The organism is Achromobacter insolitus, from assembly GCF_002209555.1.
GTDB classification, from domain to species: domain Bacteria; phylum Pseudomonadota; class Gammaproteobacteria; order Burkholderiales; family Burkholderiaceae_B; genus Achromobacter; species Achromobacter insolitus.
Map to the genome: position 1 here is coordinate 223434 of NZ_NJIF01000006.1, position 11769 is coordinate 235202.

The following is an 11769-nucleotide window of genomic DNA, read 5'->3' on the forward strand; positions in this document are numbered from 1 at the left end:
TCTTGCACGCCACGGAGCAGGCGCAGTCCGCAGGTGTAACGCCGCTGGGGCTCCTAAAGGGCGCGCAGCACATCAATGAATGCGCGGCTGAAGGCAGGAATATCGTCGGGCTTGCGGCTGGAGATGAGCATACCGTCCACGACGACCTCCTCGTCCACCCACCGCGCCCCGGCGTTGCGCAGATCATCCTGCAACGACGGCCAGCTGGTGAGTGTGCGGCCTTCTATCACGCCGGACGAAATCAACAGCCAGGCGCCGTGGCAGATCACGGCCACGGGCTTGCCGGCGTCGAACATTGCCCGTACCAATTCCTGGGCCTTGGGATGCATGCGGATTTCGTCGGCGTTAACCACACCACCGGGGAGCAATAGCGCGTCGAAAGCCCCGGGTTCGGTAGCCGCCTGCAAAAATGTCAGATCCACGGGAAAGCGGTCGCCGGGCTTGTCGTGATGCATGCCCAGAATGGGGTCGGTACGCGCTGACACCAAGACGGTGCGAATCCCCTCGGTTTGCAAACTATGGCGTGGGCCGGTCAATTCCACTTGCTCGAAGCCATCGACGGCAAGTATCGCTACGGTGAGATCGTTCAGTATTGCCATGTTGGCTCCCGGTGAGTGGGCCCAGGAAAGACGGCAGCGGGCGGGCCGGGTCGCGCTGCCGTAGTGACTGCCATGCCTTGGCATGCCGACTCCATTCAGCAAATACCGTGCCGCCGCTGCGCCGCAATTCTTGTGCCGCCTGCATGCTAGGGCGGCGACGCCCAGCCCTCGCGCAAGGCGCTGGCAAATCCGCCCTCCACCCGCGAGTAAGGACGCGCGCTGGTGGTCACTCGCGGCAGGCAGGACCACGCGATGCGCGCCCCGTCTTGCTCGAGCCTGTCGACCAGAGCCTGGTCTTCGCTGCACGCAAGCGCCGCAAAGCCGCCGATGCGCCGATACGCATCAGCCTCGATTCCCAGGTTCGCGCCATGCACATGGCGATGGCCGTCGCGATCCTGATAGCGCTGCGCGAACCGCTTGCGGGCTGACGAGGCGTGCGCGCCATGCGCGCCCCATCCCGACACTCCCACCGTGCCGCACACCACCTCGGCCCCCAAGGACAGCTGCGCCACCAGCCAGCCGGCGGACACGCGGGTGTCGGCGTCGGTGAACGCCAGCCAGCGAGCGCCCGCATTCAGCAAATGCTGCGCGCCCGCCGCCCGAGCGGCGCCCACATTGCGTGCCCGGATGCTGAGGCAGTGCACGGGCCAGGCGGCCGACAACGCGGCCGTTCGATCCGCGCAATGATCCAGCACCACCACAATGCGCACCGCTTCCGCATGCAGACGGGGATGCCTGGCCGCGCGCGTGGCGGCGCGCAGGCAGGCGGCGATGCAGTCTTCTTCGTCATGCGCCGGGATGCAAATTCCGATCATGGCTCGTTTCCTCCGCTTGCCTGCGCCAGAGATCCATGCGGAACTCGGCCTCCAGATGGTGGGATTGCAGCGCTAGCCCCGGCAGCGCCGCCATGGCCTCGTGCAGGGCATCGGTCGACTGGAGCCGGTCATGAAATGCCTGCCGCCAATGGCAGGCAACGAGCTCGCCGCCGTGCGCCAGGGTCGCATCGAGTGCGCTGAGAAACTGCGCCAACGCCGCGTCGTCCAGGTAGTACGCCAGCTCTGACACGATGATCAAATCGAACCCCCCGGGCGGCGCCGGCGGCCAATAGCGGGGCAGGTCCAGGACCATGATGTCCACATTGCTGATGCCATCCGCCGCCAGACGCCCGCGGCAATGGCCTATGGCGGCGATGGACACGTCCACCGCGCAGAGGCGTGAGCAACGCCGCGCCAGAATTCGCGTCAAGTCACCCGCGCCACATCCGGGCTCGAAGGCATGCAGATAGGTTTCGCGGCCCAGCATGGCCAGAAGCAGCGCGCGCTTGCGCCGCTCATACCAGGCGGTCCCCACGTGCCAGGGATCGGCTTGCGCGCGGTAGAGCCGCTCGAAGTGCTCGCTCATAGCGCCCATGACGTGTCCTGTCTGAGAACAACCGCGCCGTGCGCTGCCTGGTCACGCTCCGCGTGGCTTTGTCGAATGAATACCGGCAGGTCGGCCATCAGTTGCGCAAACGCCGCGTCGCGGCAGAGCGGCCCTGCCCCAAGAGCCCGCGATGCGCGCTCCAGAACTTGCGATGCGGCCGACTCCACGGCGAGCCGGGCGCGCGCGCAGGCCAGTGCGCAATCGTCTTGCGGATGCGCATCAATGTGGCCGGCGGCTTCGCGCAACGCTGCGCGCGCCTGAACCATGGCGACGTCCACGGCGCCCAGGTGCGCCAGTCGATGGCCGTCGCACGATCCGGCAGAGAACGCCGGCGATAGTGCTGCGCGTAGTGCATCGGCGACGTGGTTCAAACCACCGTACCAGCAGGCGGCGACCCCTGCCCCTCCATGCAGAAAGCCCGGCCGACGAAGATAAGCACCCGGCGGACCGACCGCGACGCCGACGGCCTTGTCGAAGATCACGTCCACGCTGCCCGAGGCCCGCATGCCAACGGCGTGCCAGCCCTGATTCGTGATCGTCACGCCCGCTTGATCCAGGGCCACGGCCGCCAGGCAGGATTCGCCGTCGGCGTTCCAACCGCTTACCACGGCATGGCTCAGCGACGCCGCGCCTGAGCACCACGCCTTGACTCCGCTCAACGTGGCCGAGCCGTCTGGCATGGACAGAATGGTTACGCGGTGATCCGGAGGCTCCGCGCACCAGACGCCCCATAGCCGATGGTCATGCGCGACGTCGGGCATCGCCGACGCAGCCATGGAGGGCACAGTACGGGACGGCGCGGGAACGGATAGCTCCGCCAGGATCGCCAGCGCATCGGTGTGTCCCTCGAATAGCTTGGCCAGGCTGAGATCCACCGATGCCACGCAGGCCAATGCCTGCCAGCGGCCCAGGGTGTCGCCCTGGCCCGGTAGAGGCAACTGGTCAAGATCATGGTCCACCAGCATGCGCAGCGCGAGGCCGGGATTGCTCGGCTCGCGCACCCGGGCCAGAAGCAATTTCAGCGCATGCAAGGGAGATTCCAATAAGGAAACCGAACCAGGCAGATCAGTCATGGGAATTGACGAAAGGCAATGGTGATACGGAGCATGCGGATCAGTTAGCAAGCGCCGTGCCCGGGACGCAAAGTAGGCCCTGGAGATTCAACAATTTGTATGGGCCTTGGCGGTAGAATCTGCCCGTCTGCAGGGGTATGGCGCGCAATTTCTCACTGCCAAACCTCGTCTTCGGTCCCGGCGCGCAAGGTGGAATCGAGCTATGTGATCTCACACTCGCCGAAATCGGGCTGATGCTTTTCGTGGCCCCCCACGACTATCGTTCGTTTGTCTTTGCCGGGCCCACGAGTAGTGAATGAAGCTGCTGAAGCAGCGTTTTGAGGAAATGATGAATTTTTGGGTCCCTGTAATCTTCGGTACGTTCAAGCTCCTCGTGTTGGGCACGGGCATGTTCCTCGCCATTAAGTCGCATTACGACGGCGAGAAAAAAGAGAAGGCGGAGAAGGAGAAAAAAGCGCAGTAATGGAGACCTCGCTGCTATCGGGGAGGTCTCAGTTCGTGTGCATGCGCGCTCGCAGGAACCTGGGCGCGCCTTTGGCCGCCACATCGCAAGGCTGCGCATTTACCTGCTGATGGCTGGCCGCTGGCAGCACGCTCATAACGTCATGGTCGGCTGGTCTTCGATCCGGAAGAACAGGGGGCTCGGCCCCATGAAGCCCGTCCCGTCCAGATACTCGAACTCGACGCGCTGCCCCAGCAAGGCTGCCTGCCCGAAGTGCTCGACCCGGTACATCGCGCCTCCGATGCGATAGTTGTGAACCAGCGTGGACGCGCCCGAGTTGGTCGTGCGCACACGATACGTCACGGCTTCCTCGACCAGGCCGCGCACCCCATGCTTGTAGCGAGCACGCTTCAACCTGGGACTGCGCATGCCCAGGACGAGCCCCATCAGCACGAAGAAGCCGGCCAGCAGGATCAAGGGCCCCAGGAACAGGCTGCCGGCCAGCGGCAACAGGGCGAGCGCGTAGAAGAACTTACGCACGCTCAGTTCTTCCTTGCGCACGCCCCCCCGGTCGGCATCGCTGACTTCCTCGACCGAATTCCAGGCCTGCGCGCTCGTCGGGTATTCGGCCCGCAGCAGTACGGGCGGCGCGTCGGGGAGCAGCGTCAGCAGATGCAGGCGAACCCGCAGATCCGTCAGCGCCGCGGCAGCCATGGGCCGCGCCCCGTCGCGGGTGTCCCTCGTGATCTCGTTCCAGAACGGCAGAGCCACATCCACGCACTGCTCGCCAGCAGCAAGAACATCAAACCAGCGAACACCGCCGTCAGCGATCTGCCACTGCGGCCGCGGCGCAGCAGCAGCATGTCCTCCTCGGAAAGGAGTTCTTCCGTGACTTGCACGGGCGCAGTCATCCTCGCGTCGCCCGTTCGGCCAGTCGCAGCGCCATATCCTGCTGGCGCTGCATCAGATCAGCGATCTGCTCCGCGTAGAGGTCCGTGAGATCACCGCTCAGCGGCTCCGAATCGGTCAAGTCATCGATCACGACGACTGTCCCCTCCTGATCCACGCCCCAGATCCGGCTGCCATCACCCACGATCTTCAGCAAGGGCAGGATGCCGTGCAAGCCCGCCTCGGCGAGCTGGCGCTGCTGGGCCGATATGCTGGCCCATTCAGGTAGTTCCGGAGCGTCGATGCCCAACAGCACCAAGCCTCGCCAGAAGGTCCAGGCGGGCCCTACCTCGAACTCTTTCGCGTGCGGCCAGACTTCCTCGCGCGCCATCACGCACAAACCGTTGGTGCGCTGGCAGAAGGCCGCAAACGCCGCCGGCAAGGGGAAACCGACGGCGGCCTCAAGGCGGGCGATCGCTTCCGCGTCGGGCGCGGGCGCGGCCACAACCTCGAAATACTCGGAATCCACGGGATCCAGGATCTCCCATATGCGTTGATGGAACTGTTCGGCGGTCATGGTCATGCAAGCTTCCTGAATCAAAGACAAGTCCCGGTTCGCCGCAAAGGCGGGAACCTCGAGGGCGCCCACTCCATTGGGCGGGCTATCGGCGTTGCCGCGCCTCGGCGCGACGCCGCCCGACGTGCATCAGCGTCATGCCCGAGATGGCAAGCGCGGCGCCGATGAACAGGTTCGCAGGCGTGGCCTCGCCCAGCCAGAGGCTCGAGAACAGCACGCCGAAGACGGGCACCAGCGTGATGTAGCCGGAAGCCGCCCCGGCGCCCAGCGCCTTGACCCCTTCGAAATACCACGCGTAAGCGATCGCGGTGGCGCCGAACGCCAAGGCCAGCAGGCTGCCCCAGGCGCTGGCGGGCGCCTGCCCCAGTTTTTCCCAGGCGGGCGTACCCTCTACGATCAGGCTGGTCAGCAGCAGCATCAGCGCGCCGATAACAGTGGTGACCGTCGTCGTGGTCAAGGCGTCCACGCCCTTGAGCACCAGGCGGCCGATCAACGTATAGGCCACCCAGCATGCCACACAGCCAAGCAACAGCAGTTCGCCGATGCCCACCCCAGCCCCGGTCTGCGAGCCACCGCCGCCAATGGCGATATACGCGCCTACGGCCGACAGGACCATGCCGGCCAGGATGGCGGGATTGAGGTGCTCGCGGAACAGAATCGCGGCCAGCAGCAGGGTCGCGCCTGGATTCAGGGTCACCACGATAGCGGCCTTGCCGGCGGGCACCAGTTGCAGGCTCAACATGAAAAAGCTGGAGTAGCCGAAGACACCCGTCAGGGCAGCCGCGGCCAGACCAAGCCATTGATTGCGGGACAGCGACTTCAGGCCCCGCAGCGCTGAAGCGCGATGCATCCACAAGACCAACGCCACACTGGCCAACAGGAATCGGAGGCTGGCCGCGGCCAGCGGGGCCATCGACTGGGCGACGACCTTGCCCCAGGACCACGACGCGCCCCATAGCGCTGCCATGCCGACCAGGCGCAGGTGCGTGGCCATCAACGTGTTTTTCATGTGTGCTTCGATGGTGAGCGGCGGAGATCGCACGAGGGAGCCGTGCAAAGACAACGCGTCGAGGTCGCCAATCCGTGGCAGCCGTCAACGCCCGTGCGAGATTTTAGCTGGCCGCGGCAAACGTGCCGCCGGCCAGGAGATCGCAAGGGGGGGGCTGCGCTGCATTCCGGAATTCCTGCTCCGGTCGCAACCGCTCAGTCGCTCAGTGAGCCAAATCCCAAATCGAATGGGATCCGGCGCATGCCAACGTAGCACTTCGATGTTTTCTCAAGGCCGCAGTGCAATGCCGCTGGCGATCACCTTGAGATCCGCGCCTTCCTTATCCATGCTGGCAGCGAACGCGGGTGCATCCTCGTACGTGTCCGTGGTGAAGAACTGCTTTTCCATCACTTCCCGCAGTTCCGGATCGCGCATGGACTTCTCAGTCGCCTCGCGCAGCACCTGCACCACGGCGTCCGGCGTGTCGTTGGGCACGGCCAGCCCGCGCCAGGTTCCCAGAACCAGGTCCATATTCCGCTCGCGCAGCGTAGGCGTATTGTCCAAGCCTTTGATCCGCTTTTCCGACATGACGCCCAGGGCCCTGAGCTTGCCCGAATTCACATAGGGAATCACCTCCGGCGCGCTCGCGATCACGGCATCGATGTGCCCGCCCAGCAAACCGAGCAGCGCCGGCGCTCCACCCTGGTAGGGAATGTAGTTGAACGTGGCCTTTCCCTTCTCGGCCAGCGCGGCCGAAGCCATGTGCCACATCGACCCCTGGCCCGCGTTGCCGATCTGGATGTTGGCGTCGGGCTTGCGCGCCTGGGCCAGGAAGTCCTCGATGCTGGCATACGGAGAATCGCTGCGCACCACGATCACCGCCGGGTCCGCGTTCAATTTGGCTATCGGGCGCAACGCATGCTGATCAAACTTGGCCAGGCCGAGGTGATGCAGGAAGGTCAACTCCACCGTCGTCAGCGCCACCTTGTAGCCGTCCGGCTTGGCGCGGATAACTTCCTGCCAGCCGATAACGCCAGCCGCGCCGGGCTTGTTGACGATGACGATGCCCTGGGGCAGCACCTTGGCGGCCGCCTTGGAAAAAGCCCTGGCCATGACGTCCGCGCCGCCGCCGGCCTGGTAGGGCACGACCAGCTGGATCGGATGCTGCGGATAGTCGCCGGCCCCGGCCAGCGCAGGCGCCGCGGCCAGCGCCAGCATGGCCATGCCAGCAAGCAGCTGCCTGCGGCGGGCCGGCACCGAAGTCTTCGAAAGGGATTGGTGCATGAGAGTCTCCAGTTTTCTTATGTTCAGGAATCGTTGTCAGGCGGGCAGCAGGATGGATTCGTCCACGTCCCGTATGTCGGTCTTTCCGCAGAACGCCATCGTCAGGTCGAGCTCCTTGCGGATGATCTCCAGCGTCCGCGCCACGCCCTGCTCGCCCATGGCGCCCAGGCCGTACAGCATGGCCCGGCCGATGTAGACGCCCTTGGCGCCCAGCGCGACGGCCTTGAGCACGTCCTGACCGGAGCGCACGCCGCCGTCCATGTGGACCTCGATGTCCGAGCCCACCGCCTGGGCGATCGCCGGCAGCGCGCGGATCGAGGACGGCGCACCGTCCAGCTGCCGCCCGCCGTGGTTGGACACGATCAGGGCATCGGCGCCGCTGGCCACCGCCAGCCGCGCGTCCTCCACGTCCTGGATGCCCTTCAGGATCAGCTTGCCTTTCCACAACCGGCGGATCCAGGCGATGTCTTCCCAGCTCAACGCCGGGTCGTATTGTTGTGAGCTCCATTCGGCCAGCGAGGTCATGTTGTCGACGCCGTCGACGTGGCCGATGATGTTGCCGAAAGTATGCCTGCGGGTTCCCAGCATTCCCAGGCACCAGCGCGGCTTTCCGGCCATATTCAGCAGATTGAGCAAGGTGAGCCGGGGTGGCGCGGAGAGGCCGTTCTTCAGGTCCTTGTGGCGCTGGCCGCTGATCTGGAGATCCAACGTCACGACCAGCGCGGAGCAGCCCGCGGCGGCGGCCCGTTCGATCAACCGCTGGACGAACTTGCGGTCGCGCATCACGTACAGCTGGAACCAGAACGGATGCCCGTCCGTGCCCTCGGCCACGTCCTCGATGGAGCAGATGCTGACCGTAGACAGCGTGAACGGCACGCCGAAGGCCTTGGCCGCGCGCGCCGCCAGGATTTCGCCGTCGGCGTGCTGCATGCCGGTCAGGCCCGTGGGCGCGATGGCCACCGGCATCGCCACGTCCTGGCCGACCATGGTTGATGCCACGGAGCGGCGCGAAAGATCGTGCGCCACCCGCTGGCGCAACAGGATGCGCTGGAAGTCTGCGGTGTTGGCCCGGTAGGTGCTTTCGGTCCAGGAGCCCACATCCACATAATCGTAGAACATGCGAGGCACGCGCTTTTCCGCCAGCGCGCGCAGGTCCTCGACGCAGGTGATGGTTCGCTTCATGCGTCCTCTCCCTTGGCGCCGGCCCGTCCCATTTCGTACAGGCGGATGAGGGATGCCGAATCGGCAAGCGCTCCGCCCGCTTCGACGTAGCGCGAAAACAGCCTCGCTGCCTCTTCCACCATGGGCAGATCGCAACCCGCCTCGCGGGCGTGCGCCTGCACCGCCGACATGTCCTTGGCCAGCTGGCGCGCATAGCCGATTGGGGGATCGAAACGCCGCTCAAGAATGCGCGGGTAAAGTTTCTGCAGCAGCACGCTGTCCGCGAACCCTCCCTTCAGGCAGTCGGGCAGCCTTGCCGCGTCGATGCCGGACGCCTCCGCCAATAGCACGGCCTCGCTCATGAGCGCGAAGCCCGCACCGACGATGGCCTGGTTGATGATCTTTGCTGTCTGTCCGGCGCCGACAGGCCCCATGAGCGTCACCTGGCTGCCCAGCGCCTGTAGCACGGGGCGGGCCTGCTCGAAATCCTCCGGGCTCGCCCCCGCCATGATGGTGAGCTGACCATCGCGCGCGGCTTGCGGTCCCCCGGACACCGGCGCGTCCACCCACCCCATGCCTGCCAGCCGCCTTGCATGCTCCGCCAGCGTCCGCGTGGTGGCGGGCGCGATCGTCGAGAAATCGACGACCAGCTTGCCCTCGCCGCCGCTGGCCTGGACGATGCCCTGCGGGCCCCGGGTGCAGAAGTCGACCGCCCCGTCGTCCAGCACGCACATCAGCACCACGTCGCTCTGGCGCGCGACCTCGGCTGGCGATGCCAGCGCAATGGCGCCCGCCGTCTCCACCGAGGCCAGCCTCTCGGGCTCGCGGTTCCAGACGAATACCGGATAACCCAGGTCTCGCAGGCGCAGCGTCATGGCTTCGCCCATCAAGCCGATGCCGATAAAGCCAATGCTAGGGAAATTCATGTCAGATAAGCTCTCTTGCGGCCAGATTGCGCATCAGCGCGCCGATGCCGAAGGTCCAGGCCGGCAGGCGATTGCTCAAACCGACCCGGTTGAACAACCCGCCCAGCCGGGCACTGTAGATGCACACTGCGTCGTCCACATGGTGGGTAAAGCCCGCGCCGGGCGCGCCGCGGTCCTCCGTCGGGGCGAACATGGTGCCGCAGAACAGGAAAATGCCGTCCGGATACTGATGGTGCGCGCCCATGGCGTGCGCGACCAGGCTCTCGGGCGAGCGGCTGATGCATTGCATGGAGCTACTGCCTTGCAGGACGAAGCCGTCGGCGCCGGATATGGTCATTTGCACGTCGGCAGAGGCGATGTCGCGCAGCGTGAAGCTTCTGTCCAGCAAGCGCACGAACGGTCCGATGGCGCAGGACGCATTGTTATCCTTGGCCTTGCCGAGCAGCAACGCGCTGCGCCCTTCGAAGTCCCGCAGATTCACGTCATTGCCCAGCGCGGCTCCCACGATCTCGCCGCGCGAATTCACCGCCAGCACGACCTCCGGTTCCGGATTGTTCCACTGCGATTCCGGATGCAGGCCGACGGCGGCGCAGTGGCCCACCGAGGACAGCGGCGCCGCTTTGGTGAACACTTCGGCATCGGGCCCGATGCCGACCTCCAGGTACTGCGACCACAAGCCCTTGCCCGACAACATTTCCTTCAGTTTGCGCGCCTCGTCGGAACCGGGCTCGATGGCCGATAGGTCCTCGCCTACGATGGCGGTCATCGACGCCCGGATCGCATGGGCCTTGGCGGGCTCGCCGCGGGCCTGCTCTTCGATCACGCGCTCCAGCATGCTTGCCGCGAAGGTGACCCCTGCCGCCTTGACGACCTGCAGATCGCAGGGCGCCAACAGATGCGGATGCCGCTGATCGCCACCATGGCGCAAGCTGCTCTCCAGCCAATCCTGCACCGGCCCCAGGTCCGCGCCCGGCGCGTGGGCTGCCAGCGCCAGGCGGTCTTCACGCTCCAGCAAGGCGGACAGCGTGGGCACCTGGACGCTCAGGTCAACCAGGCGGCCATTGCGCACCGCGACCACGCAGGGGCCCTCCAGGCTGCCGTCCGCGCCCCCGGGACGCCACACCCTGCCCACCAGCGCGGCTGCGGCCAGGTCTTCGGGAAGGGTGCGTTCAATTACGAATTTATCCGTGTTCATCTTCAGACAGTCACATTTGCATCACGAATCACCTGGGCCCATTTGGCTTTCTCGCTCGCGATGAACGAAGCGAATTGCGCCGGCGACCCACCGCCGTCTTCCGCGCCGAGCGACAGCAGCTTCTCGGCTACCGCCGGCACTGCCAACGCGTCATTGATATCCCGGCTCAGCGCCTGGACCAGGGCATCGGGCATGCCGCCCGGCCCCACGATCCCATACCAGACCCGGGCATCGAAACCCGGATAGCCGCTTTCGGCGAGCGTGGGAACCGAAGGCTGCGCCTGCGCGCGCCTGAGACTGGTCTGGGCGATGGGCACCACCGCCCCGCTCTGGACCTGGGGCGATGCCGACGCCATGGTTTCAAAGCTGTAGTCGATCTGGCCGCCGATCAAATCGGAAATCATGGGCGCCGATCCCCGGTAAGGAATGTGCAGCGCCTTCACGCCCGTGCGCAACTGGAACATTTCCAGTGCCAGATGTTGTATCGAGCCCGCGCCCGCCGAACCGAAACTCACCGAGCCGGGGCTTTCCTTGCAGCGCCGTACGATGGCCTCCAGCGTCTGCGCGCGCTGTTCCTTGCGACAGATGAGCAGGCAGGGCGTGGTTCCCACCAGCGTAATGGGTGTGAAGTCGCGCTCGACCACATAGCCGATCTTGGGGTACAGGCTGGGCGCCACCACGTGGTTGCTGAAATTGGTCATCAGCAAGGTCGTCCCGTCGGCTTCCTGCTTGGCCACGTACTCGGCTGCGATCACGCCCGCCGCGCCAGTCTTGTTCTCTACGACGACGGTGCGCCCCCAACGGCTGCCCAGCTGCTGCGCCAGAACCCGCGTGACCACGTCCGTCCCGCCTCCGGGCGGAAAGCCCACCACGATACGGATGGGGGCCTTGGGCAGCAGCTCGCCCGCGCTGGCGGCCCTGGCCATGCCGTGCATGGCGGCCAGCCCCGCCGCTACCAGAAATTGGCGTCGTTGCATGTCTCGTCTCCTTGGTTTCCTGCTCCGCGCCTGCTTCTTTGGTGAGGTCCGGATGGCCTCCTCAGGCTGTGGTCGAAAAAAGTATAGGAGCCGCCATTCGGCCCAACAACGTGGAATATTTCAGGCGATAGACAAGTTTTTCTCATGCACCGCTAGCTGAGTTTTTCTTGGGCAGACACCCAATTTTTCTCGGTTGAGCGCGTGGACCGCGCTTCCTACACTTTTCGCATGCGATGG

General features: G+C 65.5%; 13 protein-coding genes. 1 reads left to right on the forward strand and 12 read right to left on the reverse strand.

Annotated elements, in window-relative coordinates; genetic code table 11:
• Window positions 1–53: 53 nt before the first annotated feature.
• The 4 genes from CEY08_RS20225 to CEY08_RS20240 all read right to left on the reverse strand — a co-directional run bounded on the left by CEY08_RS20225 (window position 54) and on the right by CEY08_RS20240 (window position 3094).
• Window positions 54–599 carry a type 1 glutamine amidotransferase domain-containing protein gene (locus CEY08_RS20225; RefSeq protein WP_076815433.1) on the reverse strand — a complete coding sequence of 182 codons (546 nt, stop codon included), beginning with the start codon at window positions 597–599 and terminating at the stop codon, window positions 54–56.
• A gap of 146 nt (window positions 600–745) precedes the next feature.
• The gene (locus CEY08_RS20230) at window positions 746–1414 is read right to left on the reverse strand and encodes a glycosyltransferase family 2 protein (protein ID WP_042795082.1); all 669 of its coding nucleotides are present in this window, start codon (window positions 1412–1414) and stop codon (window positions 746–748) included.
• On the reverse strand, window positions 1386–2009 hold the full coding sequence (locus CEY08_RS20235) for a class I SAM-dependent methyltransferase (protein WP_076815435.1): 624 nt from the start codon (window positions 2007–2009) through the stop codon (window positions 1386–1388). The genes CEY08_RS20230 and CEY08_RS20235 overlap by 29 nt, the downstream gene beginning before the upstream one ends.
• Window positions 1997–3094, reverse strand: a complete 1098-nt coding sequence (locus CEY08_RS20240; RefSeq protein WP_076815437.1) for an acyl-CoA dehydrogenase family protein — start codon at window positions 3092–3094, stop codon at window positions 1997–1999. Before CEY08_RS20240 ends, CEY08_RS20235 begins: the two co-directional genes overlap by 13 nt.
• Window positions 3095–3389: 295 nt before the next feature.
• Here CEY08_RS20240 and CEY08_RS30005 point away from each other — a divergent pair, with 295 nt between their 5' ends.
• On the forward strand, window positions 3390–3557 hold the full coding sequence (locus CEY08_RS30005; protein ID WP_164793032.1) for a hypothetical protein: 168 nt from the start codon (window positions 3390–3392) through the stop codon (window positions 3555–3557).
• A 132-nt stretch (window positions 3558–3689) separates the two neighbouring features.
• On the opposite strand, the gene CEY08_RS20245 is transcribed toward CEY08_RS30005, so the two are convergent.
• The 8 genes from CEY08_RS20245 to CEY08_RS20280 all read right to left on the reverse strand — a co-directional run bounded on the left by CEY08_RS20245 (window position 3690) and on the right by CEY08_RS20280 (window position 11532).
• Window positions 3690–4313 carry a hypothetical protein gene (locus CEY08_RS20245; RefSeq protein ID WP_232033797.1) on the reverse strand — a complete coding sequence of 208 codons (624 nt, stop codon included), beginning with the start codon at window positions 4311–4313 and terminating at the stop codon, window positions 3690–3692.
• Window positions 4314–4443: 130 nt separating this feature from the next.
• Complete coding sequence (locus CEY08_RS20250) at window positions 4444–5007, reverse strand: SMI1/KNR4 family protein (protein ID WP_084738603.1); 564 nt, start codon at window positions 5005–5007, stop codon at window positions 4444–4446.
• A gap of 79 nt (window positions 5008–5086) precedes the next feature.
• Window positions 5087–6010 carry a DMT family transporter gene (locus tag CEY08_RS20255; protein ID WP_076815439.1) on the reverse strand — a complete coding sequence of 308 codons (924 nt, stop codon included), beginning with the start codon at window positions 6008–6010 and terminating at the stop codon, window positions 5087–5089.
• 267 nt (window positions 6011–6277) lie between these two features.
• A complete protein-coding gene (locus CEY08_RS20260; protein WP_082884766.1) occupies window positions 6278–7273 on the reverse strand; it encodes a tripartite tricarboxylate transporter substrate binding protein in 996 nt (331 codons plus the stop codon).
• A 36-nt stretch (window positions 7274–7309) separates the two neighbouring features.
• A complete protein-coding gene (locus CEY08_RS20265; RefSeq protein WP_076815441.1) occupies window positions 7310–8455 on the reverse strand; it encodes an alpha-hydroxy acid oxidase in 1146 nt (381 codons plus the stop codon).
• Window positions 8452–9360, reverse strand: a complete 909-nt coding sequence (locus CEY08_RS20270; RefSeq protein WP_076815443.1) for an NAD(P)-dependent oxidoreductase — start codon at window positions 9358–9360, stop codon at window positions 8452–8454. The genes CEY08_RS20265 and CEY08_RS20270 overlap by 4 nt, the downstream gene beginning before the upstream one ends.
• 1 nt (window position 9361) lies before the next feature.
• A complete protein-coding gene (locus tag CEY08_RS20275; RefSeq protein WP_063642795.1) occupies window positions 9362–10555 on the reverse strand; it encodes a fumarylacetoacetate hydrolase family protein in 1194 nt (397 codons plus the stop codon).
• A gap of 2 nt (window positions 10556–10557) precedes the next feature.
• Window positions 10558–11532 carry a Bug family tripartite tricarboxylate transporter substrate binding protein gene (locus tag CEY08_RS20280; RefSeq protein ID WP_042795087.1) on the reverse strand — a complete coding sequence of 325 codons (975 nt, stop codon included), beginning with the start codon at window positions 11530–11532 and terminating at the stop codon, window positions 10558–10560.
• Between the last annotated feature and the right edge of the window lie 237 nt (window positions 11533–11769).

What these genes read in the sequence shown, in the direction of transcription:
- CEY08_RS30005 (WP_164793032.1), top strand. Translation starts at nt 3,390, where the DNA reads ATGAAGCTGCTGAAGCAGCGTTTTGAGGAAATGATGAATTTTTGGGTC.
- CEY08_RS20225 (WP_076815433.1), bottom strand. Translation starts at nt 599, where the DNA reads ATGGCAATACTGAACGATCTCACCGTAGCGATACTTGCCGTCGATGGC.
- CEY08_RS20255 (WP_076815439.1), bottom strand. Translation starts at nt 6,010, where the DNA reads ATGAAAAACACGTTGATGGCCACGCACCTGCGCCTGGTCGGCATGGCA.
- CEY08_RS20280 (WP_042795087.1), bottom strand. Translation starts at nt 11,532, where the DNA reads ATGCAACGACGCCAATTTCTGGTAGCGGCGGGGCTGGCCGCCATGCAC.
- CEY08_RS20230 (WP_042795082.1), bottom strand. Translation starts at nt 1,414, where the DNA reads ATGATCGGAATTTGCATCCCGGCGCATGACGAAGAAGACTGCATCGCC.
- CEY08_RS20275 (WP_063642795.1), bottom strand. Translation starts at nt 10,555, where the DNA reads ATGAACACGGATAAATTCGTAATTGAACGCACCCTTCCCGAAGACCTG.
- CEY08_RS20265 (WP_076815441.1), bottom strand. Translation starts at nt 8,455, where the DNA reads ATGAAGCGAACCATCACCTGCGTCGAGGACCTGCGCGCGCTGGCGGAA.
- CEY08_RS20235 (WP_076815435.1), bottom strand. Translation starts at nt 2,009, where the DNA reads ATGGGCGCTATGAGCGAGCACTTCGAGCGGCTCTACCGCGCGCAAGCC.
- CEY08_RS20270 (WP_076815443.1), bottom strand. Translation starts at nt 9,360, where the DNA reads ATGAATTTCCCTAGCATTGGCTTTATCGGCATCGGCTTGATGGGCGAA.
- CEY08_RS20240 (WP_076815437.1), bottom strand. Translation starts at nt 3,094, where the DNA reads ATGACTGATCTGCCTGGTTCGGTTTCCTTATTGGAATCTCCCTTGCAT.
- CEY08_RS20250 (WP_084738603.1), bottom strand. Translation starts at nt 5,007, where the DNA reads ATGACCATGACCGCCGAACAGTTCCATCAACGCATATGGGAGATCCTG.
- CEY08_RS20260 (WP_082884766.1), bottom strand. Translation starts at nt 7,273, where the DNA reads ATGCACCAATCCCTTTCGAAGACTTCGGTGCCGGCCCGCCGCAGGCAG.